The organism is Cumulibacter manganitolerans (assembly GCF_009602465.1).
In the GTDB taxonomy this organism is placed as follows: Bacteria; Actinomycetota; Actinomycetes; order Mycobacteriales; family Antricoccaceae; genus Cumulibacter; species Cumulibacter manganitolerans.
Map to the genome: position 1 here is coordinate 1 of NZ_WBKP01000034.1, position 26,920 is coordinate 26,920.

Consider the following 26,920-nt stretch of genomic DNA (forward strand, 5'->3'; position numbering starts at 1 on the left):
ACCGACGTGCCGTCCTCGAGCAGCACCGTGCGGCGTGCCCGATCGAGCGCCCGCACCGCGACCCCGCGCAGCACCCGCACCCCCGGCGGCGGCGCGGGCAGCGCCAGCGCACCGAGCTCGGCGCGGCCGGCGACCACGTCGCTGAGCAGCACCCGGTTGTACGGCGCGTGCGGCTCGTCGCCGACGAGCGTGATGCTGACCGGGCGACCGGTCCGGCGCGCCGCGGCGTCCAGGTCGGCGACGAACCGGGCGCCGACCATCCCGGCGCCGGCCACCACCACGCGGTGCGGGGTCATCGGGCGACCGCCGGACGCACCGCGACCGCGCAGACCTTGAGCTCCGGCATCCCGCTGACCGGATCGACCGCGGGGTTCGTGGCCCGGTTCACCGACCCGGCTCCGGCGAAGTGGAACGGCATGAACACCGAGTCGGGCCGGACGTCGTGCGAGAGCCGCGCCGGCGCGGTGACCACGGCGCGCGCCGAGACGACGTCCACGTCGTCCCCGTCGGCGATGCCGAGCCGGTCGGCGGTCAGCGGGTGGATCTGCACGTACGGCGACCGGCTCGCGGAGACCAGCTCGGCGACCCGCCTGGTCTGCGCGCCCGACTGGTAGTGCTGCAGCACCCGGCCGGTGATCAGGTACAGCGGCGCGTCCGCCCGCACGTCGTCCGCGGGCGGGCTCTCCTCGACGACGTGCATGCGGGCCTTCCCGTCGGCGTGCGCGAACCGCTCGGTGAACAGCCGCGGGGTCCCCGCCGTGCCCGCGGCGTACGGCCAGTGGGCGGCGACGCCGGCGTCCAGGTCGGCGTACCGGATGCCCGTGTAGTCCGCGGGGCCGCCCGCGCTGGCGGCCCGCAGCTCGTCGAACGCCGCGGCCGCGTCGGTGGGGAACGCGGCCGCCGACCCGAGCCGCCGCGCGAGGTCGTTGAGGACGCTGAGCTCGTCGCGGACGCCGTCCGGCGGCGGCCGCAGCCGGCGCCGGCGCAGCACCCGGCCCTCGAGGTTGGTCATGGTGCCCTCCTCCTCGGCCCATTGGGTGACCGGCAGGACGACGTCGGCCAGCAGCGCCGTCTCGGAGGGGACGAAGTCGCACACCACGAGCAGGTCGAGCGCGCCGAGCCGGCGGCGGACGTCGTCGGCGTCCGGCGCGCTGACGAGCAGGTTGGCGCCGTGCACCAGCAGGGCCCGCGGACCGCCCGGCTCACCGATCGAGCGCAGCAGCGTCATCGCCGGGACGCCGGCGCTGGGCAGCGACTCGGGGGCGACGCCCCACACGCCGGCGACGTGCGCGCGGGCGGCCGGGTCGGTGATCGAGCGGTACCCAGGGAGCTGGTCGGCCTTCTGGCCGTGCTCGCGGCCGCCCTGCCCGTTGCCCTGCCCGGTCAGGCAGCCGTAGCCGCTCCCGGCGCGGCCCGGCAGCCCGAGAGCGAGGGCCAGGTTGATCGCGGCCTGCACGGTGTCGGTCCCGTTGACGTGCTGCTCGGCGCCGCGACCGGTGAGCACGTACGCGCCGCGGCCGCCGCGGGCCGGGGCGGCGTCCGCCAGCAGCCGGGTGGCCTGCCGGATCTGCTCGGCCGGGACGCCGGTGACCCGCTCGGCACGCTCGGGCCACCACGCGCCCGCCGCGGCGCACGCCTCGGCGACGCCGGTCACCCGCCGCGCGAGGTAGTCGGCGTCCGTCACGCCGTCGGCGAGGGCGCAGTGCAGCATGGCCAGCAGCAGCGGGATGTCGGTGCCCGGCAGCGGCTGCAGGTGCACGCCGCCGCCGTCGGCGGTGAGGGCCGCGGTCGCGCTGCGCCGCGGGTCGATCACGATCAGCGCACCGCGGCGGCGCGCGCCGGCGAGGTGCTGCACGAACGGCGGCATCGTCTCCGCGACGTTGCTGCCGGCGAGCAGCACGGCGTCCGCGCCGCCGATGTCGCCGACCGGGAACGGAAGGCCGCGGTCCACGCCGAAGGTGCGGTTGCCGGCCGCGGCCGCGGACGACATGCAGAACCGGCCGTTGTAGTCGATGCGCGAGGTGCCGATCGCCACGCGCGCGAGCTTGCCGAGCAGGTAGGCCTTCTCGTTGGTGAGGCCGCCGCCGCCGAACACCGCGACCGTGTCGGGACCGTGGATGCCTTGCAGGGCGCGGATGCGGCTGGCGACGAAGGACATCGCCACGTCCCACCCGACCGGTACGAGCTCGCCGGCCGCGTCGCGCATCAGCGGCTGGCGGAGCCGGTCGGCGACGTCGAGCAGCCGGGCACTCGTCCAGCCCTTCTGGCACAGGCCGCCGCGGTTGGTCGGGAAGTCCCGCGCGTCGACCTGCACCGCGCCGGCGTCGTCCTCGCGGAGGGTCATCGCGCACTGCAGGGCGCAGTACGGGCAGTGCGTATCGACCGTCACCGCCATGGCTAGATCACCCCCGAGCCGAGGGCGCCGGCCCTGCGGCAGTACACCGCCCAGGTCACCGCGGTCATCACGGCGTACGCGCCGATGAACACGCCGATCGCCGGGACGATGCTGCCGGCGGCGGTGGTCGACAGCGCGAAGCCGCGCGGGATGAGGAACCCGCCGAACGCGCCGATCGCACCGGCGATGCCGATGCAGCCCGCGGCGGTCCGCTTGGCCGCGAGCAGCCCGCTCGGGCTGCGGTCGGCCGCGGTGGCGCTGAAGACGGCCGGGATCATCCGGTAGATCGAGCCGTTGCCGACGCCGGTGAACACGAACAGCCACAGGAACGCGCCGAAGAACAGCCCGAACGAGTGGGCGCGCAGGCCGAGGATCACCCCGCCCGCGCCGGCGATCATCGCGGCGAACGACGCGACGGTGACGACCCCACCGCCCATCCGGTCGGCGAGGACGCCGCCCAGGGGCCGGGCCAGCGAGCCGACGAGCGCGCCGAGGAACGCGATCGACAGCCCCATCTCGGGGAACTGCGACTTCAGCAGCGTCGGGAAGGCGCCGGAGTAGCCGATGAACGAGCCGAAGGTGCCGATGTACAGGAAGGACAGCAGCCAGGTGTGCCGCACGCGGATGGCCGCGGCGAAGCTCCGGGCGTCGGCCTTGGCGTCGGCGACGTTGTGCATGAGCCGCCAGGCGAGCAGCGCCGCGAGCAGCGCGAACGGGATGAAGACCAGCCCGGCGCGATCGAGGGCGATCCCGGCGCCGGCGGTGATGATCAGCGGCACGGCGAGCTGGACCGCGGCGGTGCCGAGGTTGCCGCCGGCCGCGTTGAGCCCGAGGGCCTTGCCCTTCTCGGTCTCCGGGTAGAAGAAGGAGATGTTCGCCATGGACGAGGCGAAGTTGCCGCCGCCGACGCCGGCGAGCGCGGCCACCAGCAGCAGGACGCCGAAGCCGGCCTGCGGGTGGTTCACGACCCACGCCAGCCCGAGGGCCGGGACGAGCAGCAGCAACGCGGAGACGATCGTCCAGTTCCGGCCGCCGAACCGCGGGACGGCGAAGGTGTAGGGGATCCGCAACGTGGCGCCGACCAGGCTCGGTACCGAGACGAGCCAGAACATCTGGTCGACCGTGAGGGCGAACCCGGCGGCCGGCAGCTGCGGTACGACGATGCTCCAGATCGCCCAGACGGCGAAGCCGAGGAACTCCGCGAAGACGGACACCGCGAGGTTGACCCGCGCGACCTGCCGGCCGCCGGCCCGCCACTGCGCGGCCGATTCGGGCTGCCAACCGTGCAGCCAGCGGCCGGGCGTCTCGGTGAGGCCGGGCAGCGCGCGGTACGGCTGCCCGGGCGTGGAGGTCTCGGTGTCGGTGGGTCGGACGGTGGGGCCGTTCTGCAGAGTGGTCACTGCATTTTCCTTCCGGGCGGCTCGTGCGGATTCCCCGACGCTAGGGAGGCGGTGTTTCGGCCAGCGGCACGATCGTGTTTCGCGCCCGTCAAGTCCCGCTCACCGTCGTCCCGGGCGGTTGTGAGGCCGGCCGGGTTACGGTGAGTCCCATGACGGATCTCGCCGAGCTGCTGCAGGCCGCCGATCGGATCGTCGCCTTCACCGGCGCCGGGATATCGACCGAATCGGGCATTCCGGACTTCCGCTCCCCCGGCGGCGTCTGGACCCGCTACGACCCGCGCGAGTTCACCTTCGACCGGTACGTCGAATCGGCCGACGTGCGGCGCAAGTCATGGGCGATGCGCGAGGAGCTGTTCGCGCACCGGCCCGCGCCGAACGCGGCACACCGGGCGCTGGCGCGCCTCGAGGAGGCCGGCAGGCTGAGCGCGGTCGTCACCCAGAACATCGACGGCCTGCACCAGGACGCTGGCTCGCGCACCGTCATCGAGATCCACGGCACGATGCGCGAGGTCGAGTGCATCGGTCTGCGGCCGGCGTACGGCACCCCCGACGGGTGCGGGTTCCGCCAGGGCACCGAGTGGGTGTTCGCGCGGCTCGCGGCCGGCGAGGACGACCCGCGCTGCCCGGAGTGCGGCGGGATCATCAAGTCGGCGACGATCAGCTTCGGCCAGATGATGCCGGCGCAGGCGATGGACGACGCCGTCCAGCAGGCGCAGGACGCCGACCTGCTGCTCACGATCGGGTCGTCGCTGCAGGTGTACCCGGCGGCCGACATCCCGCTGATCGCGAAGGACGCCGGCGCCCGGCTGGCGATCGTCAACCGCGAGCCGACGCCGCTGGACGGCTTCGCGGACGTCGTCGTGCACGGCTCCGCCGGCGAGATCCTCGGCGCCGCCGTCGTCTCCTAGGGTCGGCGGCGCCGCCGACCCGCGCCGGAAAGCGGGCTTCGTCTCCGAAAGCGGGGAAACTTCCCCGTTCTTGCCTCCGAACCCCGCTTGCCGCGTCGACCGTGATCGCGGGGCCGGCCGATGCCGCTAGCTGGGGGTGCCGAAGTGCGCCACGGCGCCGGCGCCGTCGTGGTCGCCGACGGAGCGCAGCCCCTCGATCACGCCGCGCTGGTCGGCCGGCGGCCGGTTCTGGCTGTGCTTGGCCTTCGCCTCGATGGAGTGGATGCGCAGCTCCATGCCCTTGATCGCCCGCAACTGCCCGTCGAGGTACTTCTCGGGCGCGTCGGTCACCTGCCAGCGCTCGGCGAACGGCTCCTCGAAGTGGTCGGTCAGCCGGGTCACGAGCCCGCGCAGCCACTCGGTGTCGTGCTGCACGATCATCTCGCCGCGGATGTTCAGCGTGAGGTGGTTCCAGGTCGGGACGACGCGGCCGTGCTCGGCCTTGGAGGGGTACCACATCGGGGTGATGTACGAGTCGCTGCCGTGCACGATGACCAGCGAGTCACCGGTGGGCTCGGCCTTCCAGTGCTCGTTGAGCAGCGCGAAGTGACCCAGCAGCGTGCCGTGCTCGCCGATGGTGGCGTCGTACAGCATCGGCATGAACGTGCACGCGAGCCCGTCCGCGGTCGGCGTCACGAGGTCGGCGGCGCCGAGGTTCTCCAGCACGTCCAGGACGTCGTCCTCGGACATCTCGAACGACCGCGGCACGTACATCGGGATACCCATGCCGACGATGATAGGCAGCCGCCGGCCGCCCGCTAGGATCCGCATACGCCGTACCAGCGGCGCCGGCCGACGGCGCCCCGAGGAGCGAGGGATCGCATGCGGATCGACGTGAGTGGTGTGAGCGATCGTGGTGGCGGCGACATCGGACCGATCGGCGAGATCCTGCTGCGGGACGCACCCGATCTCGGCGATCCGCTCGAGGTCGTCGAGGTGACCCTGGTTCATCCGGCCGTCGCCGACGAGGCGCAGTGGCTGGACCGCTTTCAGGAGGCCTTCGGCGTCGACATCACCGAGGCCGGTCTGGCACCAGGCGACTTCGGCATCACCGAGATCGCGCGGGAGCACGAGGCCCGTCGCGCCTCGCTGCCGAGGGTCACCATGCAGCGCACGAAGCGCCGCGCGTTCATCGAGATCGCGAGCGAGGTGCCACCGGAGTCGCTCGATCCCAGCGGCTCGTTGACTGCCGCTCAACTCCGCACACTGGCCGGGGAGGTCGTCGGTGCTCTGCGGCTGCTGGGTGCGTTCCTCACGCCAGCCGACCAAGTCGATCTCCCGGCGCTCCTCGCTCATTGCGAATGGGTGATCGGCACGCTTCCGACGCGCGACGAGGAAGTGGCCCGTCTGCTCGACGTGACCGCGGCCGCGCAGCCCAGCTCCTCCGCGACCGGGTGGGATTTCGTCGATGTCGACTGGGAGGAGTTCCACCCACGAGCGCGCGAGCTGCTCGACGACCCGTTCTTCTGGGATCCCGCCGACGATGTCGCACCCCACGGCAACGACACCGGCGCAGATCTTTTGGAGGAGATGAAGGAGCGGCTGGGCGATTCGGACGCCGGCTCGTTCACGGAGACGACCCTCCGCGGCTGGGGACTGCCCGCGGAGGCGCTGGACGACGACCTGGTGGGCCTAAGCGGCGACGAGGCGTGCATCGCCGCCGCGTTCGGCGAGATCAAGCTCCGCGGGCGGCTTTCCCGGCGGCTCGCAGCCGAGGCCCTGGCGAGCGTCGCCGCACAACGCCGGCGGTCAGTGGCATGGGCCGATCCCGAAGACTGTGCGACAAAGCTCGACAAGATGGCCGCGGTGCTGCGCAGCTACGCCTGAGGAACAGCGGGATACGTGGCCCGGCTAGCCGAAGTGCTGGCGCACCAGCGCGGCGACGTCCTCGGGGCCGACGTCCACCATCGCCTCGTTGTGCAGCTTCTCGAAGTAGGTCACGTCGCTGCGGTAGAAGGAGTCGATGTTCGAGCGGCTGACCATGCGCAGCAGCACCGAGTACCGGTCGCTCGGGTTAGGGCCGCCGCCGGTGAGCGCCCAGTTGAACGACGTCAGGTTCAGCGCGTAGTAGGTGCCGAGGACGGCGGACATGCCCGCGCCGAGGTCGGCGCAGTCCTGGTCGCTGAGGTCGGTGATGTCCGCGCAGCCGTCGACGACCGCCCACACCTCGTGGAAGCCGGACGGCGCGAACGGCGTGAAGAAGGAGACGCGGCCCTTGCGGCCGACCCACCGCTCGCCGCCTTCCTCCTGCGCGACGAGGGACGTCCAGTACGAGTCGCCGTCCCACGCCCGGGAGCGCTCGACCAGCTCGCGCTGCGTCGTGGTGCCGATGTCGTCGTGCGCCGACTGCCCGTGCGGATGGACCAGCGAGCTGCCGCTGGGCGGCAGGTAGTTGGCGTTGACCGACGACCACATCGGGCGCAGCCCGTGCACGCCCTTGGTGTATGCGACGAACGCCGACAGCAGGTCGCCGACCTTCTGCGGGGTGAGCTCGGGCAGGTCCAGGAAGTGCTTGTCGGTGTCGTAGAGCCCGACCGACGAGTACTCGGAGTAGGCCATCACGTTGGGCACGATGACGGCGCTGCCGCGCCGGATGCGGCCCTCGTCGGTGATCGACGAGTCGAACGTGCCGGTCGTCATCTCGATCTTGTCGGCGCAGAACGGGCAGAACGGCGGGTCGGCGGTGAGCTCCGAGAGGTCGGGACGCTCGGTGGGCGCGAGCTTGGTGCCGGTGATGACCCGCGACGTCCGCCCGGTGAGCGGATCGACGCGCACGCTCAGCGGGACGTCGATGACGTTGGTCGGGTTGGTCAGCTCGGGGACCCGGGCCGTGATCTTGTGCTCTACGAACTCGATGGCAGCCATGCCGCCAGCCTAGACAACGGCCAGGACGCCGACGACCCAGGTGAGCAGCGCGGTGCCCACCACGACGACCCACGGCGGCAGCCGCAGCCGGACCAGGGCGGCGAATGCCGCGAGCGCGATGAGCACGTCCGGCCAGTCCAGGATCGCGCTGGTGATCACCGGCCGGTAGAAGGCGGCGGCGAGGACGCCGACGACGGCCGCGTTGACCCCGCGCAGCGCGGCCCGCATCGACGCATCGCCCCGGATCCGGTCCCAGAACGGCAGCACGCCGATCACCAGGAAGAAGCTCGGCAGGAAGATGGCCAGCAGCGCGATCACCGCCATCAGCACCGGCCGGCTCATCGACGCACCGAGGTACGCCGAGAAGGTGAACAGCGGCCCCGGGACGGCCTGCGCGGCGCCGTACCCGGCGACGAAGTCCTGGGCGTTCACCCACCCCGGCGGGACGACCTGCGATTCCAGCAGCGGCAGGACGACGTGGCCGCCGCCGAAGACCATCGACCCGACGCGGTAGAAGGTGTCCGCCACGTCCACGGCCAGGCTGGCGGTCAGGCGGGCGGCGACCGGCAGCGCGATCAGCAGCGCGACGAACAGGCCCAGCGACAGGACGCCGGCGCGCCGCGAGACGGTCGTGCTGATCCGGCCGACCTGCGCGCCGGTGGTCGAGCGCCGGAACAGCAGCAGCCCCGCGAGCAGCCCGCAGCCGATCATCGCGATCTGCACCCAGGCCGCCCGCCAGGCCAGCGAGGCGGCGAGTGCCGCGGCGGCGATGAGGGCTTCCGGGAGGCCGCGGCACGCCGTCCGCGCCATCTGCCAGAGGGCCTGCCCCACCACGGCCACCGCCACGATCATCAGCCCGTGCAGCACGCCGGCCGGCACCCGACCGGCGAATCCGAGGGCGAACGCGAGCGCGATCGCCGACGGCAGCGTGAATCCGCACCACGCCGCGATGGCGCCCGGGATGCCGGCCCGCTTCAGCCCGACCGCGATCCCCACCTGCGAGGACGCCGGTCCGGGCAGGAACTGGCACAGGGAGACGAGGTCGGCGTACTCCTCGGCGCTCAGCCATCTCCGGCGGTCGACGTACTCGGTGCGGAAGTAGCCCAGGTGCGCGATCGGGCCGCCGAACGACGTGAGCCCGAGCTTGGTGCAGGTGCGCAGCACCTCCCCGACGGTTCCGGGGGGCGTGCGGTTCGCGGTCGCGGGCTCCGGCCGGTCGCTGTCGGGCACGGCCCCACCCTAGACGACGGCCGCACCCGGGCCGTCCCTTCGTCACGCGGTGGGTTGTACCCCGCTATCGGCCGCATAGCGGGGCAATACCCACCGCATCGCGCGACTGTGGTCAGGCGGTGTAGACCCGCTCGCCGGCCACCCAGGTCGCCGCCACCCGCGGGCGGGAGACGCGCACCGGGTCGTCCTCGAGCAGCACCAGGTCGGCCGGCTCACCGGGCGCGACGCGGCGGCCGTCGACGCTCGCCAACAGCGCCTCGCGGCGGGTGATGGACTCCGCCGGGTGCCACGGCTCGTCACCGTCGGCGCAGCGTCGGGAGGCGGCGTCGATCGCCAGCCACGGGTCGAGCGGCGCGACCGGGGCGTCGCTGCCGAGCGCCAGCGGCACGCCCGCGTCGATCATCGAGCGCAGCATGAAGCAACGGTCGGTCCGGTCGGCCCAGCAGGCGTCCGCCACCGCGCGGTCGTCGAGCAGGTGCGCCGGCTGCACGCTGGCCACCAGGCCGAGCCGCGCGAGCCGCGGCAGGTCCTCGCGCCGGGCGAGCTGGGCGTGCTCGACGCTGCCCCGGGCGCCGGTCTGCTCGAACGCGGAGAGGACGGCGTCCAGGGCGGCGTCGCCGATGGCGTGCAGCGCGACCGCGAGGCCGGCGCCGTCGGCGCGGCGCATCAGCGCGGCGAGCTCGTCGGGGCCGTAGTTGACCACGCCGGACGTCGGGTGGTCGGCCAGGGCGGACGTCGAGCCGTCGCCCACGCCGGACGTCGGGTGGTCGGCCAGGGCGGACGTCGGGCCGTCGGCGTACGGCTCGCAGCAGTACGCCGTCCCGGTGCCGAGGGAGCCGTCGACGATGACCTTCAGCGGCCCCATGGTGGCCAGGCCGCCGAGCGGGTCGCCGGTCCGCAGCCCGGCGGCGACCGCGGCGTCGAGGTCGTCGGGATAGACGCCGGTGCGCACCCGCAGCGGCGGCAGCCCGGGCGCGCGCCGCGCCCAGTGCTCGAAGCCGCGCTCGAACTCCAGGTCGACCACGCCGGTGACGCCGAGCCGGTGCGCCGCGGTGATCGCATCGGCGTAGTCCTCGGTCGTGGGGGCCAGCTCGAGCGCCGCGCCGATCCTCGGGTACGCGTCGAACCACTCGCGCTCGGCGACCACGTCGTCGCGCCACGGCAGGCCGGCCAGCTCGAGGGCCCGGCTGTTGAGCCACGCGTTGTGCGCGTCGCCGGAGATCAGCACGACCGGACGCTCCCCCGACACCCGGTCCAGTGCCCGGACGCCGGGCCGCTCGGCCCACGCGGCGAGGCGGTACCCGAAGCCGACCAGGACGCGCCCGCCGCCGCCGGCCGCGCCCACCCGCTGCAGCACCTCGTCGGGCGACGACGTCCCGGACAGGTCGAGCCGCCGGCCGGCCATCGCCCACTGGCCGAGGTGCACGTGCTTGTCCCACAGGCCCGGCATCAGCCAGCCGCCCGCGGCGTCGAAGGCGTCCGTCACGCCCGGCTGCGGGCCCGCATCGCCGACCGGTCCGAGCACGCCTCCGTCGATCACCACATCGGTCGTCCGGACGTCGGCGCCGACGATGCGGGCGTTGCGGATCAGGAGGCGGCGCGTCGTCACGCACCGATCCTGGCACAGGGATGGTCGGACGCCGGAGGCGTTGACATCGGCGATCCGCTCGGCCGACACTCTGCGGGATTCCCCGAAGGAGAACCGTGCCTCTGCCATCCGACGACGTGCAGCGTCTGTACGAGGCGATCCTCGGCGATGTCGAAGGACTCACGCGGCGCATCCTCGACGCCATCCGCACCGAGATCCCGCCGTACCAGGAGTTCCCGTACGACATCCACTACGCCGACAACGTCGTCAACCTCACCATGCAGCTCAGGTCGCTGGCGTCCGGCGACGAGCCGTCGCCCGAGGCGGCGGAGCACGCGCGCGCGATGGCCCGCACGCGGGTCGGCATGGATCTGCCGCTGGCCCAGGCCATCGCCGGCTATCACGTCGGGTTCCGCGAGCTGTGGAAGGAGGTCGTCCAGCGTGCCGGGGAGGACGCCGCGCTCCAGTCCCAGCTGCCGTTGGAGGTCGAGCGGATCTGGGGCTGGTTCCACCTCGTCTCCTCGGCGTACGCCGAGGAGTTCGTGCTGACCAGCCGTACCCGTGCCCTCAGCCGCGCCGACGCGCTGCGCCGGCTGGTCGCCGGGACCGGCGAGGACCTGTCCGTGGCGCAGCTGGAGACGACCGCCGCCGAGCTCGGCTTCGACCTCGGCACGCCGTTCCGCTCCTTCGTCACCGCGCAGCATCCCCGCGAGGTCCTCGATCGCCTCGACATCGGGTTCTCCGACCATGCCGACGCGACGTCCGCAGTCAGCGTCGGCGGTCACTGCGTGGTGGTCACTCAGCAATGCTCCGTGCCGGCGGGGGTCGCGCGGCTGCGCGCGGCCGGCGTGCGCGGGTGCATCGCGGTGGGGTTGAGCCGGCGCGGCGTCACGGGCATCCGCGACAGCTACGTCGACGGCTTGCGGCTGCTCGAGCTGCCCGACGACGGCAGCGACGTCCGCGAGTTCGAGAGCGAGTGGCCGCTGACGCTGCTGAACTCCGAGCGCGAGCGGATGCGGGAGCTGCTCGAGCCGGGGGTGGTCGTGGCCGCGGAGAACCCGCATCTCGCGCAGGTCGTGGTCGCATTCGCCGAGAACGAGTACTCCATCTCCGCCACGGCCCGTGCCCTGCACATCCATCCGAACACCGCGCGCTACCGGATCACCCGGTGGGAGGAGCTGACCGGCTGGAACCTGTTCACCGTGCGCGGTCTGCTGAGCTCGGTGGCGGCGCTGCAGAACGGCCGGTCCGGCCTCGCGCCCGGCGGACCGGATCGAGCGCGTCCCTAGAGTGCGCCCGTCGCCGTCGCCGTGGTCACCGCGCCCGATGCCGCGGACCCGACGGAGGCCGCGTATTTCGCGAACACCCCGCCCCGGTCCTTCGCCGGTGGCGCTGCCCAACGGGCACGACGCCGGGCGAGCACATCGTCCTCGACCAGGAGGACCACCGACCGCGCGGTGAGGTCGATGTCGACGGGATCGCCGTCCTCGACGAGCGCGATCGTTCCGCCGATCGCCGCCTCCGGCGCCACATGCCCGATGGCCACGCCGTGCGAGATGCCCGAGAACCGGCCGTCCGTGATCAGCGCGACCGACTCGCCCAGGCCCTGTCCGATGATCGCCGCCGTCACACGCGCGGTCTCGGACATGCCGGGACCGCCCACGGGCCCCTCGTACCGGATGACCACGGTGTCGCCGGGCACGACGTCGCCGGCGATCACCGCCCGGTACGCCGCGGGCTCGCTGTCGAACACGCGGGCGCGCCCGCGGTGCGAGCGCACCGTGGTGCCCGGCAGCTTCAGGACGGCGCCCTCCGGCGCCAGGTTGCCCCGGAGGATCAGCCACCCGCCCGTCGCGTCGATCGGCGCGAACGCCGGCGCCACGACGTCCTGTCCGGTCGGTAGGCCTCCGTCGCCGAGCCGCTCGGCCATCGTCTTCCCGTCGACGCCGCGGGCGCCCCCGTGCAGCAGCCCCGCGCGGAGCAGCTCACGCAGCACGACCGGCAGCCCACCGACACGATCGAGATCCGCCATGACGTACCTCCCCGACGGCGTGAAGTTGCCGATCCGCGGGGTGCGATCGCTGACCTCTCCGAACGCGTCGATGGCGAGGTCGCGGCCCGCTTCGTGGGCGATCGCCAGCAGGTGCAGGATCGCGTTCGTTGATCCGCCGATCGCTGCGGCAGCGGCGATCCCGTTCTCCAGCGCCTGGTCGCTCAGAACGTCGCGGGGCCGGATCCCGGAGCGGAGCGCGTGCATGACCAGGCGGCCGGACTCGTACGCGATCTCCGCGCGGCGGTCGCTGATCGATGGCGCCGACGACGAGTTCGCGGCGGTCAGCCCGAGCGTCTCGATCACGGCGCCCATCGTGTTCGCGGTGAACATCCCGGCGCACGAGCCGACGTGCGGTACGGCGACCCGCTCGAGCTCGGCCAGGTCGTCCGCGCCGATCTTCCCGGCGGCGAGCTCCCCCACGGCCTCGGCCACGCTCTGGATCGAGACGTCGTCGCCGCGGTAGCACCCCGGCGGCGTGCTACCGCCGTACAGATGCACCGCGGGGATGTTCATCCGCATCATGCCCATGACGCAGCCGGGGTTCGTCTTGTCGCACGCGCCGACCGTCACCATCGCGTCGAACGCGTACGCCGTCGCCGCGAGCTCGATCGAGTCGGCGATCAGCTCGCGGCTGATCAGCGAGGCGCCGCCGCGGGCGAGCACGCCGTCGCTGATCGAGACGGTGTTCACCTCCACCGAGGTCCCTCCCGCGTCCCGGATGCCGTCGGCCACGCGCCGCGCGAGGTCCCGCAGGTGGAAGTTGCACGGCATCGCGCCGCTCCAGGTGTTGGCGATGCCGACGATCGGGCGCTGCAGATCGTCGTCGGTCAGGCCCAGGGCGCGCAGCATCGAACGAGCGCCCACGTTACGGGGATCGGTCAGTGCCGCGCTTCTGGGCCGAGGGGCGCCGCCGGTGTGCTCGTCCACTACGGGTCCGTCCTGTCGTCGGGGGGTGGTGGTCCCTGGGTAGCGCCGTCGACCGGCCGCTGGCAAGGCCTCGGCGCACAATCCGTGAATTTCACGAAACGGCCGCCGAGATTCCTCGGGATTGTCAATTACCTCACAGGCCACCGGCGACCTAGCGTTGCTGCAACCCGCCGAGGTCGGTCGGACCGGCGGGCAATCCGGCGGGCGCGTCCGCATCGCGCCCCAGCTTCCTCCAGGAGATCCCATGACCACACCTGCCCTCGACGCGCGCGCCGGGCGTCCCGACATGGCCAGGCGCGCCACCGTGACCGCCATGATCGGCACCGTCATCGAGTGGTTCGACTTCATGATCTTCGCGCTGCTGGCCGCCGGCCTGTTCGCGAACCTGTTCTTCCCCGGGGACGACCCGACGCTCAGCACGCTGTCCTCCCTGGCCACGTTCACCGTCGGCTTCATCGCGCGCCCTCTCGGCAGCCTGATCTTCGGCCACATCGGCGACAGGTACGGCCGCCGCACCGTGCTGCTCTGGTCGATGGTGCTGATGGGCGCCGCGACCGCGGCCATCGGGCTGATCCCCGTCTACAGCACGGCCGGCGTCCGCGCGCCGATCCTGCTCGTGGCGCTGCGCATCATCCAGGGGCTCGCGCTGGGCGGCGAGTTCGCGGGCGCGGCCGCGATGATCGTCGAGCACGCGCCGCCGAAGAAGCGCGCCTTCCTCGCCGGCTTCGTGTCGTACTCCGCGGGCATCGGCTACCTCCTCGGCCTCGGCGTCATCTTCGGGCTCCAGGCGATCATGTCCAAGGCCCAGTTCGCATCGTGGGGCTGGCGGATCGCGTTCCTGATCAGCGTCGTCCTGATCGGCGTCGCGATCTACCTGCGCCGCTCGATCGACGAGACCGACACGTTCAAGAAGGTCGAGGCGCAGGCCGCGGAGCGCGCCACCCCGATCGTCGAGCTGTTCAAGACCCAGTGGCGCACCGTCGTCCTGGTGTTCTGCATGCACCTGGGAACGGCCACCGTGGCGTTCGTCGTGGCCACCTTCTTCATCTCGTACTCCCAGCTGGCGCTGGGGATCCCGGTCAACACGGTCCTCGGCGCCATCGCGCTGGGCACGATCGTCATCCTGTCGGTGGCCTGGTACTTCGGCAAGCTGGGTGATCGCATCGGACGTCGCAGGATGTTCCTGGCCGGGTGCACCGTGCTCGTCGTGGGCGCCTTCCCGATGTTCTGGCTGCTCGACACGGGCAGGTTCTGGCCGATCGTGCTCGCGGTGCTGATCGGGGCGCTGGCCCAGTACCTCGCCTACATGGTCGAGGGCGCGTACCTCTCCGAGCTGTTCCCGCCACAGGTCCGGGTCACCGGCGTCAACTTCGCCTTCCAGACCTCCTCGACCGTCGCCGGCGGCTTCGCCCCGCTGATCTGCCTCGCGCTGTGGCAGTGGGCCGGCCAGCGGTCGTGGGCGATCGCCGCCTACCTCGTCGTCATCGGGCTCATCTCGCTGGTGGCGGCGCTCATCGCCCGGGAGACCCGGCCGACGGACGCCGAGCACGAGCCGATCCGGCACGAGGACGACGCCGCCCTCGCCGGCATCTAGACCCACCACCGCACCGTCACCGAGGAGACCCATGACATCGGTAGCCGACCCCACCCGGCCAGATACCGACACGCCCGCCCGGACGCCGCGCCAGGAGATCCTGACCGGCACCGAGGCCGTCGTCCGCCTGCTGATCGAGCAGGCGAAGGCGGACCGGCGGGCCGGCCGCAACACGGGAGGATTCGCCTCCGGCTACCCCGGATCGCCCGTCGCCCGCATCCACGACCTGCTCGAGGAGCAGCGCGACGCCCTCGCCGCGCACGGTATCCACCCGGCCGCGGGGCTGAACGAGGAGCTCGCGGCGACCGCCGTCTGGGGCAGCCAGACCGTCACGGGGCTCGAGTCGGCGCAGGTGGACGGCGTGTTCGCCCTCTGGTACGGCAAGGCCCCGGGGGTGGATCGCGCGGGCGACGCGCTGCACCACGGCAACATCCGCGGGGCGTCACCGCACGGCGGCGTGCTCGTCGTCGCCGGTGACGACCCGAAGCCGAACGCGACGGTCTATCCCTCCGACAGCACGGCCACGCTGGCGTCGTGGGGCATGCCGGTGCTCTATCCGGGGAACATGCAGGAGGTCCTCGACCTGGGCCTGCACGGCTACGCCCTGTCCCGCGCGAGCGCGCTGTGGGTCGGGATGAAGCTGGTCACCGACGTGGCCGACGGCTCGGCGACGGTCGACCTCGACCCGGACCGGATCGCCCCGGTCGTGCCCGCCCTCACCTTGGACGGCGCGCCGTTCGTGCCGAAGATCCGGATCAACGACGCGGGCGTGGGCATGCTCGAGGCCGAGCGCGATCTGTACCTCGGCCGGCTGGCGATGGCCGCGGAGTACGCCCGCGTCAACGACCTGAACCCCGTGCACAGCGGCGATCAGCGGGCGACGGTGGGCCTGGTCGCTCCTGGCAAGACCTACTACGACCTGCGCCAGGCGCTGGACAGGCTCGGCCTGGACGACGCGCGGCTCACCGAGCACGGCATCCGGCTCAAGCAGGTGCGGCTGCTGCACCCGCTGTCCCCGCGGGAGTGGACCGACTTCGCCGCCGGGCTCGACGAGATCATCGTGGTCGAGGAGAAGCAGCCGCTGCTGGAGCGCCAGCTCAAGGACGTCTACTACGCCGCCGAGCATCGGCCGACCCTGGTCGGGCGGCACACCCCCGAGGGTGCCGAGTTCCTGCCGGTCGGCGGCGAGCTCGGCATCGACCAGATCGCGCGGATCGTGGGCAACCGGCTGCGGGAGACCCACAATCTCGTCCTCGACGAGCCCGCGCGCCAGCCGCGGGTGCGGCCGCTGCTGCCGCTCGCGACCGCCCGCACCGGCTTCTTCTGCTCCGGCTGCCCGCACAGCACCTCGTTGCGCGCCCCGAAGGACGCGCAGGTCGGGGCCGGGATCGGCTGCCACATCATGGGGCTGCTGATCGACCGCGACGAGTACGGCGACATCCGCAGCTACACCCAGATGGGTGGCGAGGGTGCGCAGTGGGTCGGGATGCAGCCCTTCGCCGCCGACAAGCACCTCATCCAGAACCTCGGCGACGGCACGTACCACCACTCGGGCAGCCTCGCCGTCCGGCAGGCGATCTCGGCCGGCGTCAACATCACCTACAAGCTCCTCGTCAACGGCACCGTGGGCATGACCGGCGGTCAGGACATCTCCGGCGGCATGCGGGTGCCCGACCTCGTGCGCGAGCTGCTGGCCGAGGGGGTCGCCAGGATCGCGATCACGACCGAGGACCCGGCTCGCTACCGGCGGGTCCGCCTGCCCCGCGGGGTGAAGGTGCACCACCGCGACGCCCTCATGGACGTGCAGGAGGAGCTGCGGGCGGTCCCGGGCGTCACGGTGCTGATCCACGACCAGGAGTGCGCGTCCGAGCGGCGGCGCCGCTGGCGCGCCGAGGGCTCGAAGCCGACCACCCGCGTCGTGATCAACGAGCGGGTGTGCGAGGGCTGCGGGGACTGCAACGTGCAGTCCCAGTGCCTGTCGGTACAGCCCACGACCACGCCCTTCGGGCGCAAGAACACGATCCATCAGTCGAGCTGCAACCTCGACTTCTCCTGCGTGAAGGGCGACTGCCCGTCGTTCATGACCGTCGAGGTCAAGAACGCGCGCAAGGATCGCGTCACCGCCCCCGAGCCGCCCGCCGTCCCCGAGCCCAGCAAGCTCGCCCGCGCGTCCGAGCTCAACGTGCAGCTCGCGGGCATCGGCGGCACCGGGGTCGTCTCGGTGAGCCGGGTCCTCGCGGCCGCCGCGGCGCTCGAGGGCCGCCAGGCCCGCGCGCTCGACCTGACCGGCTCGACGATCAAGGCCGGCCCGGTGGTCTCGCACATCCACATCCGCGACACCGACACCGCCGCGCCGTCGAAGCTCGACGCCGGGTCGGCGGACCTGTTCATCGCATTCGACCTGCTGACCGCCGTGACGCCCGAGAACCTGCTCGCGGCGTCCCCCCGACGCACCGTGCTGGTCGCCTCGACCAGCGCCGTGCCGACCGCGCAGATGGCGATCGACTCCACGGTGCGCTACCCCGCGCTGGCCGAGCTTCGATCGCAGATCGACGCCGTCACGCGTCACGAGCACAACGCGTATCTCGACGTCGAGCAGATCGCCGGCGCGCTGTTCGGGAACCACATGGCCGGCAACGCCCTGCTGCTCGGCGTCGCCTACCAGCGCGGCGCGATCCCGATGTCGTCGGACAGCATCGAGCAGGCGATCCGCGAGGACGGGATCGCCGTCGAGCAGAACCTCTCGGCCTTCCGCTGGGGACGCGCGCTCGTGCACGACCCGCAGCTCGTCGCCGGTCTCGCGCCGGACGCGAACGCCGCCGGGCACGGCCTGCTCGATGCGGCGTCGCGGGCGCTGATCGCCGGCGTCGGCGCCGAGGGCGCGCTCGCCGAGCTGCTCGCGGTGCGCATTCCCGACCTGATCGGCTACCAGAACCGGCGCTATGCGCAGGAGTACGCCGATCTCGTGGCGCGGGCCAAGCGGGCCGAGGACGCCATCGGCGGCGACGGCTCGTTCGCCGAGACCGTGGCGATCCAGGCACACCGCCTGATGGCCTACAAGGACGAGTACGAGGTGGCGCGGCTGCACCTGCTGGACTCGGCACGGATGCAGGTCGAGGGCGAGTTCGGGACCGGCGCGACCGTCTCCTGGAACCTGCAGCCGCCGATCCTGAACGGGCTCGGCCTCACCCGGAAGGTCCGGCTCGGCCCGTGGTTCGCGCCGGCCCTCGGCGCGCTGACCGGCCTGAAGAGGCTGCGCGGCACGGTCGCCGACCCGTTCGGCCGCGCGGTCGTGCGCCGCCTCGAGCGCGAGCTCGCGGCGCACTACCGCGAGCTGATCGAGTCCGTCTCGGCCGCGCTCACCGCCGGCAACCACGCGCACGCCGTCGAGCTGGCCGGGACGGCGGACGTGATCCGCGGCTACGAGCAGGTCAAGCTCCGCAACGTCGCCGAGTACCAGGACCGGGTACGCCGCGCCGCCGCGCCGGTCGGCGTCCCGGTACCCCGGCTCGACCGGATCGACACGCTCACTACGAAGGGACGGCAGCATGCCGCAGACCACTAGCCTCACCGACGACCTCGCGCACTGGCCGGAGACGATCGCCGCGAGCTACCCACGCGTGGTGCTCAGCCCCGGCGACTTCGTCGGCGGCCCCCTCGATCCGTTCCCGGCGGCGCTGAACGACCTCGACCCCGACGTGGCGTACGCCGTGGCCGACGCGACCCTGCAGCGGGTCGTCGCCCGCACCGGAACGCGGATCGCCGGCTACAAGATCAGCGTCGCGAGCGCCCGCGACCAGGCCTCGATCAACGCGACGGAGCCGGTGCTCGGGGCCCTCACGAACGAGCAGCTGCGGCCCTCGGGCGCGCAGATCGGCCTCGACCTCGCCAACAGCCCGCTGCTCGAGCCGGAGATCGCGATGCGCACGGTGCGCGAGCTGACGCCCGAGGCGACGCTGGAGGAGATCGCGGGCGGGGTCGAGCTCACCGCCGCCATCGAGGTGCCGACCTCGCGCTTCCGCGGCTGGCTGCCCGCCGACGGCCCCGGTGTCATCGGCGTCGGCGGGCTGATCGCCGACAACGCCGTCGCCGGCTGCGTCGTCCTGGCGGACCGCTGGATCCCGGGCATCAGCCCCGAGGCGATGGAGCGCGTGACGGTCCGGCTGACGCTCCCCGACGGCGGCACCGTCGACGGTCACGCGCTGAACGTGATCGGCGGGCCGTACGCCGCGATGCGGTGGCTCGTGGGCAAGCTCGGCCGGCTCGGGCGCGCGCTGCCGGTCGGGTCGATCGTCTCCAGCGGCACGCTCGCGCCACCGACCCGCGTGGTCGCCGGGCGCTACGTGGCGACCTTCGACTCGGGTCTCGGGACCAGCTCGGTTACGTTCAGCTGACACCGATAGGAAACGGAGCACACATGGATCTGCATCTCGAGGGCCGGCACTTCCTGATCACCGGCGGTTCCACCGGCCTGGGGCTCGGGCTCGCCCGCACGCTCGTCGACGAGGGCGCGCACGTCCTGCTGGTCGGGCGCAGCCAGGACAAGCTGGACGCCGCCGCGCAGCAGCTCACCGACGCGGGCGCGTCGGGCCGCGTGCTGACCAAGCCCACCGACGTCCGCGACCCGGACATCCTGCAGGCCGCGATCGACACCGCCGAGCGCGAGTGGGGCGTGCTCGACGGGCTGGTCAACAACGCCGGCGTGCACACCAGCGGCGGCTTCGAGAACACCACGGACGAGGAGTGGCAGGCCGACTTCGAGCTGAAGCTGCTGGCGAAGGTCCGCGGCATCCGGCAGAGCCTCCCGCTGCTGCGCAAGAGCGACGCGCCGTCGGTGCTGAACGTGCTGAGCATCTTCGCGAAGTTCCAGCCGCCGCGGTCGATGCCGAGCTCGGTGTACCGCGCGGCGGGGCTGGCGCTGACCAACGGCCTGTCGCGCGACCTGGCCGCCGACGGCATCCGGGTCAACGCGACCCTCATCGGCTTCGTGCACAGCGACCAGTGGGTGCGCGGCGCGGCGGCGTCCGACCAGCCGGTCGAGGACTGGGAGGCCAAGCGCGCGTCGGACCTCGGCGTCCCGCTCGGTCGGGTCGGCCGCACCGAGGAGTTCGCCGACATCGCGGCGTTCCTGCTGTCGCCGCGCGCCGGCTATCTGACCGGTACGGCGATCAACGTCGACGGCGGCCTGTCGATGGTCATCTGAGAGACCGGAGAACGACATGCCCCGCAAGGTTCCTACGGTCGCCGACCTCAAGCCCTTCTTGAAGGTCCGCAAGCCGATCCTCGACCGCACCACCAGCCGGCTGGCCAGATCCCAGAGCGTCGGCGATCTCGCCCGGTTCGCGCGCCGCCGCGTGCCGAAGTCGGTGTGGGAGTTCGTCTCCGGCGCCGCCGAGGACGAGATCACCCTCGACGAGAACCGGCGGGCGCTCGCCCGCGTGCGGTTCACGCCGCGGGCCTACGGCCAGGTCGCCACGCCCGACATATCCACGACGATCCTCGGCAGGCCCGCACCGTCGCCCATCATCATCGCTCCCACGGGGTTCACCCGGCTCAGCCACCACGAGGGCGAGTCCGCGGTGGCGCGCGCCGCGGAGGACGCCGGCGCCCCCTACTGCCTGTCCACGATGGCGACCACCTCGATCAGCGACGTCGCCGACGCGGCACCCGGCGGGCGGAACTGGTTCCAGGTCTACCTGATGCGCGACCGCAGCATCACCGAGGCGCAGCTGGCCGAGGCCAAGGCGGCGGGCTACGAGGCGCTGATGCTCACCATCGACACCCCCGCCACGGGGCTGCGCCGCAGGGACCTGCGCACCGGGTTCGACATCCCGCCCCGCCTCACCGGCCGTGCGTTGCTGGACATGACGGTCAACCCCCGCTGGGTGTACGACCTGGTGACCCACGAGCCGCTGAAGTTCGCCGCGCTCGGCGAGGAGTCCCCGTTCCAGCGGTGGGGACAGTCCGGCGTCGTGGTCGAGCAGGAGATGCGCCCCGAGCACATCGCGTGGCTGCGCGAGCGGTGGGACGGACCGGTCATCGTCAAGGGCGTGATGAGCGCCGAGGACGCGATCGACTCGGTGGACGCCGGCGCCGCCGGAGTCGTGGTGTCCAACCACGGCGGACGGCAGCTCGACCGCACCGAGGCCTCGATCACCGTGCTGCCGCGGGTTCGTGACGCGATCGGTGACCGCGCGGAGGTCTACGTCGACTCCGGGTTCCGCTCCGGCGCCGATATCGCCGCCGCGATCGGGCTCGGCGCCGACGCGGTGCTGATCGGCCGGCCGTACCTCTACGGGCTGATGATGGCCGGCCAGGACGGCGTGCAGAAGTGCCTGCAGATCCTCCGCGCCGAGCTGCGCCGCACCATGATGCTGCTCGGCACGCCGACGCTGCGCGACATCGGACCGCAGCACGTCTCGTTGGCGGCGCCGGGCGCACCGGAGCAGGCCGACGAAACGGGGAGGAGCAGCCGTGTGGGCCAAGCACGTTGATCGGCCGCGGCACGTCGCGGGGATCGAGGTCGACCCGCCGTCGGCCGACGATCTCGGCGAGGGCGAGGTGCTGCTGCGGTTCCTCGCGGGCGGCCTGTGCGGCAGCGACGGCCCCTTCTACCGCGGCAACGCCAATCCCTGGCTCGGCGCGGGCGAGGTGCACCCCGGCACCCCGATGCACGAGATCGTCGGCGAGGTGGTCGCCACCCGCTCCGAGCTGCACGAGGTCGGCACCCGGGTCGTCGGGTGGGCCGACGGCTGGAACGCCCTCCAGGAGTACGTGGTGGTGCGCGGCTCGTCGGTGCTGGCCTACGACCCCGAGCTGTCCCCCGCGCACGCGCTGATGCTGCAGCCGCTGGCCTGCGTGATCTACGCGGTGGAGCAGCTGGGACCGACCACCGGCCGCGACGCGGCCGTGCTGGGGCTGGGGCCCATCGGCGTGCTGTTCGCGCACGTCCTGGCCAACGGCGGAGCGGCCAGCGTCACGGGGGTCGACGTGATCGACCGCAGCGACGTCGCGGGCTTCTTCGGCGTGGACCGCTTCGAGCATCACACCACGAGCTCCTGGCTCGCCGCGCTGGTGGCCGCCGACGGTCCCCGGCGCAGCGAGTTCCTCGCCAGCGGAACGAACGAGAACCGGCCCGACCTCATCGTGGAGGCCATCGGTCACCAGGTGAGCTCGCTGACGCACGCCCTCGAGGCGGTCCGCGAGCGCGGGCTCGTCTTCTACTTCGGCATCCCGGACGACCCGGTCTACCCGGTCCCGGTGGAGCTGATGCTGCGCAAGCACCTCACGCTGAAGTCCGGGACCACGCTGGAGCGCCGGCGGGTCCTGGCAGCGGCGAACGACTACGTGAAGCGGTACCCCGAGTTCCCTGGGCGCTACGTCACGCGCACCTACCCCGTCGCCGAGGCGGACGCCGCGTACCGCGCAGCGTTCACTCCGGCACCTGGGCAGCTGAAGGTCGCCATCACCGACCAGCCGGCGTAGCCGCGACGCAGGAGCAGGGGCCGCGCCACAGCGCGGCCCCTGCTCCGGTGTCCTCGTCGCTACTCGGCGTCGAGATCCTGCTCGACGAGCGCCGCGATCGTCCGCATCGCGGCCTCGTCGTCGCTGGAGACCACCACGTCGTCGCCGCAGGACGCGCCGAGCGTCATGATCATCAGTGACGAGTCGGCGTCCACCGGGTCGCCGCCCGGGACGGCGAGGGTGACGTCGGCATCGAGCTCCTCGGCCTTCTCGGAGATGATCGTCGCGGGGCGGGCGTGCAGGCCCACGGAGGAGCCGACCTTCACGGTGATGCTGGGCATGGTTGTTCCTTTCGAAGGGGTGGTGGCGGGTCTCGAAGGGTCGCGACGAATCGTCGCACGGGCTCAGACGGTGACCGGGGCGTCGTCCTCGACGGCGGTCCGCCGCGCGCCGGTGCTCTTGGCGACCGTCACCGCGGCCGCGGCGACCAGGACGCCCGCGAGCAGCGCGACGAAGAACATCAGGATGCCGCTGACGGCGAACAGCACGAACACTCCACCGTGCGGCGCCGAGAGCTGCACTCCCGAAGCCATCGAGATCGCTCCCGTGACCGCACCGCCGGCCATGATGGAGGGGATCACCCGGACCGGATCCGCGGCGGCGAAGGGAATCGCGCCCTCGGAGATGAAGGACGCCCCCAGCAGCCACGCGGCCTTGCCGTTCTCGCGTTCTGCCGCGTTGTACAGCCGCGGACGGACCGCGGTGGACAGCGCCAGCGCCAGCGGCGGCACCATCCCGGCCAGCATGACGGCCGCCATGATCTTCAACGTCGCCGGCTGGTCGACGTTCAGCCCCGCGGTCGCGAACGCGTACGCCGCCTTGTTGACCGGCCCGCCCATGTCGAAGCACATCATCAGCCCCAGGATGGCGCCGAGCGCGATGGCACTCGTGCCCGACATGCCGTTGAGCGCGTCCTGCAGGGAGGTGGTGACCCAGGCGAGCGGTCGGCCGAGCACGACGAGCATCAGGCCGCCGGAGATGAGGGTGGCCAGCAGCGGGATGACCACCACCGGCATCAGGCCGCGCGCGAACGCGGGGACCTTCCAGCGGGCGATCCACGCGGCGACGAAGCCCGCGAGGATGCCGCCGACCAGGCCGCCCAGGAATCCCCCGCCGGTGAACCCGGCCACCGCGCCCGCGGTGAACCCGGGGGCGATGCCGGGCCGATCGGCGATGGCGTAGGCGATGTAGCCGGCGAGGGCCGGGACCAGGAAGCCGAACGCGAGCGCGCCGAGCTTGAACAGGGCGGCGCCGAGGTAGAGCGTGAAGCCGCTGCCGAGCAGCGCGTGCGGGCTCAGCGATCCGTCGGGGAGGTTGGTCAGCGAGTGGGTGCCGAGCACGAAGTCCGCGAGCGACGTTGCCCCGTCCTTGCCGAAGCCGCTCTTGGCGACCTCGTAGCCGCCGAGCAGGAAGCCGAGCGCGATGAGCAGGCCGCCGGCCGCGACGAAGGGGATCATGTAGCTGACGCCGGTCAGCACGGCGTTCTTCAGCTTCGCGCCCCAGCCGCCCGCGCGGGCCGGCGCTCCGTCCCCGGACGCCGCCGTCCCGGACACCCGGCGCGCCTGCGGGTCACCGGCCGCCGCGATCGCGCGCGCGACCAGTTGGTCGGCCTCGTGGATGCCGTTCTTGACGCTCGTGGAGATCTCCGGCAGCCCGGCGAACCGGTCCTTGTCGCGGACCCCGACGTCGGTGGCGAAGATGATCGCGCTGGCCTTCGCGATGACCGCCGGGTCGAGCTTGTCGGCGCCGACCGAGCCCTGCGGCTCGACGACGAGGTGGACGCCGGCCTTCTTGCCCGCGTTCTCCAGGGCCTCGGCCGCCATGAAGGTGTGCGCGATGCCGGTCGGGCAGGCGGTGACCGCGAGGATGGTCATCGGCTCACCCGCGCGAGCGCTGGCCGTGGCAGTGCCGGAAGCGGGGTTCGACGGCGAAAGCGGGGAAGCGTGCCCGCTTTCGCCGGCAAAGCCCGCTTCGGCGGCAGCGCCGCTCGTGGTCGCGGCAGCGCCCGTCGTGGTCGCCGCCGCGTCGCCCGTTGTCGCGGCCGAGCCGGCGGGTGCGGCAGCCGCCGCCTCCTTGGGGGCCGGCGGCTGGACCGCGTCGCGGACCAGGTCGACGATCTCCTGCTCGGTCTGCGCCGCGCGCAGCGCGGCGGTGAACTCCTTGCGCACCAGCGCCCGCGCCAGCTGGGTCAGCAGCTTCATGTGCACCTGGTCGCCGCTGGCCGGCGCCGCGATCATGAAGACCAGGTCGGCCGGGCCGTCCTTCGCCCCGAAATCGATCTCCGGCGAGAGCCGGGCGAAGGCGAGCGTCGGCTCGAGCACGTACTCGGACCGGCAGTGCGGGATCGCGAACCGGCCGGGCATGCCGGTCGACGACTTCGCCTCGCGGGCGAACACGTCGGCGGCCAGGCGGCCGGCGTCGGTGCTGCGCCCGGCCTCCGCGATGCGCGCGGCCAGCGCGGTGATCACGTCGTCCTTCGTCGCGCCGTACGCGGCATCGAGGTCGACCAGCTCGGTGGTGATGAGCTCAGCCATTGTTGCTCCTAGGGTCGGTCCGATGCGCGGGCGGCATCGTGGGTGAGGGGTACGCCGCACTGCGCGCGCCGTACAGGTCGAGGTCGTCAGGGGTGGGCATGGTGGTGCCGGGCAGCGCCGCCGCGGCGCTGCCGTAGGCGACGGCGTACCGCAGCCGTTCCGCGGGTTCCGCGCCTGCGGCGTCGGCGAGCAGGTACCCGGCGAGCGCCGAGTCGCCGGCGCCGACGGTGCTGGCGACGGTGATCGGCGGCGGCGTCGCCGTCCACGCGCCGTCCGGCGTCACCAGCGCGGCGCCGGCACCGCCGAGGGTCAGCAGCACCGCGCCGACGCCGCGCGCCAGCAGGCCGCGCGCGGCGGCGAGGGCCTCGTCGAGGTCGCTCTCGAGGACCGCGGCCGACGTGCCGGTGAGGCTCGCGAGCTCCTCGCTGTTGGGCTTGATCAGGTCGGGCAGGACGGCGCCCTCGAGCAGCGCGGTCAGCGGCGCCCCGCTGGTGTCGACCGCGACGCGGCGTCCGGCGCCCTTGAGGTCGGCGACCAGCGCGGCGTACCAGCGCGGGGGCACGCCGGCGGGCAGCGAGCCGGCGAGCACCACCCAGCCGCCGGCGACGGAGCTCTCGCGAAGCGCCCGCGCCAGCGCCGCGCGCTGCTCGGCGGTCGGCGGATGCCCCGGCGCGTTGAGCTTGGTCGTGCGTCCGCCGGGCTCGACGACGGTCACGTTGACGCGGCAGCGCACCCCGGTCGGCACGTTGACGACGTGGACGCCGGCGTCGTGCAGGCCCTCGATCACCGGGTCCGCGACGTCCGCGGGCAGGACGGCGCACGCCTCGTGCCCGGCGAGCGCGAGCACCCGGGCGACGTTGACGCCCTTGCCCCCCGCCTGGTCGACGACGCGCACCGCGCGGTGCACCTCGCCGGGGACCAGCGGCTCGGCGAAGGTCATCGTGCGATCGACGCTGGGGTTGGCGGTCAGGGTCACGATCATGCGATCACCACATCGATGTCGAGGGCCTCGAGGGCGGCGACGTCCTCGTGCGAGATGCCGTCGTCGGTGACGAGCGCGTCGATCGCGCTGAGCTCGGCGAACCGGTTGAGCGACTCCTCGCCGAGCTTGCTGGAGTCGGCGAGCACCACGACCCGGCGTCCGGCGCGCACCATAGCCGCCTTGGCGAACGCCTCGTCGGGATCCGGCGTGCTCAATCCGTAGTCCAGCGACAGGCCGTTGGTGCCCAGGAAGGCGACGTCGACGCGCAGCGCATCGAGCGCCGCCACGGCCTGGGGCCCGACCGCCGCCTGGCTCTCCGCGCGCAGCCGGCCGCCGATCATCTGCACCTGCAGGCTGCCGTTCTCCAGCACGATGGCCGCGGTCGCGGGGGCGTTCGTGGCCACGGTGAGGCGCGAGGCCGCGCCGAGACGGGCGGCGAGGGCACGGGTGGTGGTGCCGGCGTCCAGGATGATGCTGCCGCCGGCACCGGGCAGCAGCTGCAGCGCGGCGAGCGCGATCGCGTCCTTCTCCCCGGAGGCCACGAGCTCGCGCTCGGTGAACCGCGGCTCGAAGGAGGTCGTGGCGCCCGCCGGCACCGCACCCCCGTGCACCCGGCGCAGCACCCCTTCGCGCTCGAGCTGGTCGAGGTCGCGGCGCACCGTCTCGGTGGTCACGCCGAACCGCTCGGCGGTCTCGCGCACCGAGATCCGTCGTCGGGCGGCGACCTCCCGGGCGATCTCGGCGTGGCGTTCGGTGGCGTACATGCCTGGCTGCTCCTGATGTGGCTCTGCGTGGCTTCAGTGCGGAAGAATGTTGCTTTCATGTTGTTTTCTACGGCAGCAGTGTTGACCTGTCAAGACATTGCGCCGTACCGTAGCGGA

The 26,920-nt window shown here is 72.8% G+C and carries 20 protein-coding genes and 1 pseudogene; 9 read left to right on the top strand and 12 right to left on the bottom strand.

Features of this window, described 5'->3' with window-relative positions; genetic code table 11:
• From F8A92_RS12400 to F8A92_RS12410, 3 genes and pseudogenes are all read right to left on the bottom strand, one after another.
• Positions 1-296 (bottom strand): annotated as a pseudogene (locus F8A92_RS12400) (NAD(P)/FAD-dependent oxidoreductase); the annotation flags it as partial.
• Complete coding sequence (locus tag F8A92_RS12405) at positions 293-2,395, bottom strand: molybdopterin oxidoreductase family protein (protein ID WP_153505483.1); 2,103 nt, start codon at positions 2,393-2,395, stop codon at positions 293-295. The gene F8A92_RS12405 and the pseudogene F8A92_RS12400, both read right to left, overlap by 4 nt.
• Positions 2,396-2,397: 2 nt before the next feature.
• Positions 2,398-3,795, bottom strand: a complete 1,398-nt coding sequence (locus F8A92_RS12410; protein ID WP_228389414.1) for an MFS transporter — start codon at positions 3,793-3,795, stop codon at positions 2,398-2,400.
• Positions 3,796-3,944: 149 nt separating this feature from the next.
• Between F8A92_RS12410 and F8A92_RS12415 the strand changes: the two genes are divergently transcribed.
• Positions 3,945-4,703 carry an SIR2 family NAD-dependent protein deacylase gene (locus F8A92_RS12415; protein ID WP_153505484.1) on the top strand — a complete coding sequence of 253 codons (759 nt, stop codon included), beginning with the start codon at positions 3,945-3,947 and terminating at the stop codon, positions 4,701-4,703.
• A gap of 126 nt (positions 4,704-4,829) precedes the next feature.
• Here the strand turns inward: F8A92_RS12415 and F8A92_RS12420 are convergent, their stop codons facing one another.
• Positions 4,830-5,468, bottom strand: coding sequence for an FMN-binding negative transcriptional regulator (locus F8A92_RS12420; RefSeq protein WP_228389415.1), 639 nt, complete (start codon positions 5,466-5,468; stop codon positions 4,830-4,832).
• 96 nt (positions 5,469-5,564) lie between these two features.
• Here F8A92_RS12420 and F8A92_RS12425 point away from each other — a divergent pair, with 96 nt between their 5' ends.
• Positions 5,565-6,569 (top strand): hypothetical protein, encoded by a 1,005-nt coding sequence (locus tag F8A92_RS12425; RefSeq protein ID WP_153505485.1) that lies wholly within the window; start codon positions 5,565-5,567, stop codon positions 6,567-6,569.
• Positions 6,570-6,593: 24 nt separating this feature from the next.
• Here the strand turns inward: F8A92_RS12425 and F8A92_RS12430 are convergent, their stop codons facing one another.
• From F8A92_RS12430 to F8A92_RS12440, 3 genes are all read right to left on the bottom strand, one after another.
• Positions 6,594-7,607, bottom strand: a complete 1,014-nt coding sequence (locus tag F8A92_RS12430) for a hypothetical protein (protein ID WP_153505486.1) — start codon at positions 7,605-7,607, stop codon at positions 6,594-6,596.
• A 9-nt stretch (positions 7,608-7,616) separates the two neighbouring features.
• The gene (gene chrA / locus F8A92_RS12435) at positions 7,617-8,837 is read right to left on the bottom strand and encodes a chromate efflux transporter (RefSeq protein WP_228389416.1); all 1,221 of its coding nucleotides are present in this window, start codon (positions 8,835-8,837) and stop codon (positions 7,617-7,619) included.
• A gap of 112 nt (positions 8,838-8,949) precedes the next feature.
• The gene (locus tag F8A92_RS12440; protein WP_228389417.1) at positions 8,950-10,446 is read right to left on the bottom strand and encodes an amidohydrolase; all 1,497 of its coding nucleotides are present in this window, start codon (positions 10,444-10,446) and stop codon (positions 8,950-8,952) included.
• A 95-nt stretch (positions 10,447-10,541) separates the two neighbouring features.
• On the opposite strand from F8A92_RS12440, the gene F8A92_RS12445 reads away from it, so the two are divergent.
• Entirely contained in the window at positions 10,542-11,714 is a 1,173-nt protein-coding gene (locus F8A92_RS12445; RefSeq protein WP_153505488.1) for a PucR family transcriptional regulator, read from the top strand.
• Here F8A92_RS12445 and ilvD read toward each other — a convergent pair.
• Positions 11,711-13,753, bottom strand: coding sequence for a dihydroxy-acid dehydratase (gene ilvD / locus F8A92_RS12450; RefSeq protein WP_323368437.1), 2,043 nt, complete (start codon positions 13,751-13,753; stop codon positions 11,711-11,713). The two genes, F8A92_RS12445 and ilvD, sit on opposite strands and share 4 nt — an antisense overlap.
• Between ilvD and F8A92_RS12455 the strand changes: the two genes are divergently transcribed.
• The 6 genes from F8A92_RS12455 to F8A92_RS12480 are packed head-to-tail and all read left to right on the top strand — an operon-like array spanning position 13,650 to position 22,484.
• Positions 13,650-14,999, top strand: a complete 1,350-nt coding sequence (locus F8A92_RS12455; protein ID WP_153505489.1) for an MFS transporter — start codon at positions 13,650-13,652, stop codon at positions 14,997-14,999. The genes ilvD and F8A92_RS12455 overlap by 104 nt on opposite strands.
• Positions 15,000-15,030: 31 nt before the next feature.
• Positions 15,031-18,564 carry an indolepyruvate ferredoxin oxidoreductase family protein gene (locus tag F8A92_RS12460; protein WP_153505490.1) on the top strand — a complete coding sequence of 1,178 codons (3,534 nt, stop codon included), beginning with the start codon at positions 15,031-15,033 and terminating at the stop codon, positions 18,562-18,564.
• Positions 18,548-19,393, top strand: coding sequence for a 2-keto-4-pentenoate hydratase (locus F8A92_RS12465; RefSeq protein WP_153505491.1), 846 nt, complete (start codon positions 18,548-18,550; stop codon positions 19,391-19,393). Before F8A92_RS12460 ends, F8A92_RS12465 begins: the two co-directional genes overlap by 17 nt.
• 23 nt (positions 19,394-19,416) lie before the next feature.
• On the top strand, positions 19,417-20,202 hold the full coding sequence (locus F8A92_RS12470; RefSeq protein ID WP_153505492.1) for an SDR family oxidoreductase: 786 nt from the start codon (positions 19,417-19,419) through the stop codon (positions 20,200-20,202).
• A 16-nt stretch (positions 20,203-20,218) separates the two neighbouring features.
• Positions 20,219-21,493, top strand: a complete 1,275-nt coding sequence (locus F8A92_RS12475; RefSeq protein WP_153505493.1) for an alpha-hydroxy acid oxidase — start codon at positions 20,219-20,221, stop codon at positions 21,491-21,493.
• The gene (locus F8A92_RS12480; RefSeq protein WP_153505494.1) at positions 21,474-22,484 is read left to right on the top strand and encodes an alcohol dehydrogenase catalytic domain-containing protein; all 1,011 of its coding nucleotides are present in this window, start codon (positions 21,474-21,476) and stop codon (positions 22,482-22,484) included. Before F8A92_RS12475 ends, F8A92_RS12480 begins: the two co-directional genes overlap by 20 nt.
• A 59-nt stretch (positions 22,485-22,543) precedes the next feature.
• Here F8A92_RS12480 and F8A92_RS12485 read toward each other — a convergent pair whose 3' ends face one another.
• The 4 genes from F8A92_RS12485 to F8A92_RS12500 form a co-directional block, all read right to left on the bottom strand.
• The gene (locus F8A92_RS12485) at positions 22,544-22,804 is read right to left on the bottom strand and encodes an HPr family phosphocarrier protein (protein ID WP_153505495.1); all 261 of its coding nucleotides are present in this window, start codon (positions 22,802-22,804) and stop codon (positions 22,544-22,546) included.
• A 63-nt stretch (positions 22,805-22,867) separates the two neighbouring features.
• On the bottom strand, positions 22,868-25,057 hold the full coding sequence (locus F8A92_RS12490; protein ID WP_153505496.1) for a PTS fructose transporter subunit IIABC: 2,190 nt from the start codon (positions 25,055-25,057) through the stop codon (positions 22,868-22,870).
• Positions 25,050-26,039, bottom strand: coding sequence for a 1-phosphofructokinase family hexose kinase (locus tag F8A92_RS12495; RefSeq protein ID WP_153505497.1), 990 nt, complete (start codon positions 26,037-26,039; stop codon positions 25,050-25,052). The genes F8A92_RS12490 and F8A92_RS12495 overlap by 8 nt, the downstream gene beginning before the upstream one ends.
• Positions 26,036-26,803: a DeoR/GlpR family DNA-binding transcription regulator gene (locus F8A92_RS12500; RefSeq protein ID WP_153505498.1), complete on the bottom strand. Its 768-nt coding sequence runs from the start codon at positions 26,801-26,803 to the stop codon at positions 26,036-26,038. Before F8A92_RS12500 ends, F8A92_RS12495 begins: the two co-directional genes overlap by 4 nt.
• Positions 26,804-26,920: the final 117 nt, after the last annotated feature.

Bases quoted from the DNA above. Each gene is read 5' to 3' on its own strand.
- F8A92_RS12420 (WP_228389415.1), bottom strand. From the start codon at position 5,468: ATGGGTATCCCGATGTACGTGCCGCGGTCGTTCGAGATGTCCGAGGAC.
- F8A92_RS12425 (WP_153505485.1), top strand. From the start codon at position 5,565: ATGCGGATCGACGTGAGTGGTGTGAGCGATCGTGGTGGCGGCGACATC.
- F8A92_RS12485 (WP_153505495.1), bottom strand. From the start codon at position 22,804: ATGCCCAGCATCACCGTGAAGGTCGGCTCCTCCGTGGGCCTGCACGCC.
- F8A92_RS12470 (WP_153505492.1), top strand. From the start codon at position 19,417: ATGGATCTGCATCTCGAGGGCCGGCACTTCCTGATCACCGGCGGTTCC.
- F8A92_RS12500 (WP_153505498.1), bottom strand. From the start codon at position 26,803: ATGTACGCCACCGAACGCCACGCCGAGATCGCCCGGGAGGTCGCCGCC.
- F8A92_RS12490 (WP_153505496.1), bottom strand. From the start codon at position 25,057: ATGGCTGAGCTCATCACCACCGAGCTGGTCGACCTCGATGCCGCGTAC.
- ilvD (WP_323368437.1), bottom strand. From the start codon at position 13,753: ATGAAGTCGAACCACTCGATGACGGTGCCGATCATGGCGGTCACGGTG.
- F8A92_RS12455 (WP_153505489.1), top strand. From the start codon at position 13,650: ATGACCACACCTGCCCTCGACGCGCGCGCCGGGCGTCCCGACATGGCC.
- F8A92_RS12495 (WP_153505497.1), bottom strand. From the start codon at position 26,039: ATGATCGTGACCCTGACCGCCAACCCCAGCGTCGATCGCACGATGACC.
- F8A92_RS12430 (WP_153505486.1), bottom strand. From the start codon at position 7,607: ATGGCTGCCATCGAGTTCGTAGAGCACAAGATCACGGCCCGGGTCCCC.
- F8A92_RS12465 (WP_153505491.1), top strand. From the start codon at position 18,548: ATGCCGCAGACCACTAGCCTCACCGACGACCTCGCGCACTGGCCGGAG.
- F8A92_RS12460 (WP_153505490.1), top strand. From the start codon at position 15,031: ATGACATCGGTAGCCGACCCCACCCGGCCAGATACCGACACGCCCGCC.
- F8A92_RS12405 (WP_153505483.1), bottom strand. From the start codon at position 2,395: ATGGCGGTGACGGTCGATACGCACTGCCCGTACTGCGCCCTGCAGTGC.
- F8A92_RS12415 (WP_153505484.1), top strand. From the start codon at position 3,945: ATGACGGATCTCGCCGAGCTGCTGCAGGCCGCCGATCGGATCGTCGCC.
- F8A92_RS12475 (WP_153505493.1), top strand. From the start codon at position 20,219: ATGCCCCGCAAGGTTCCTACGGTCGCCGACCTCAAGCCCTTCTTGAAG.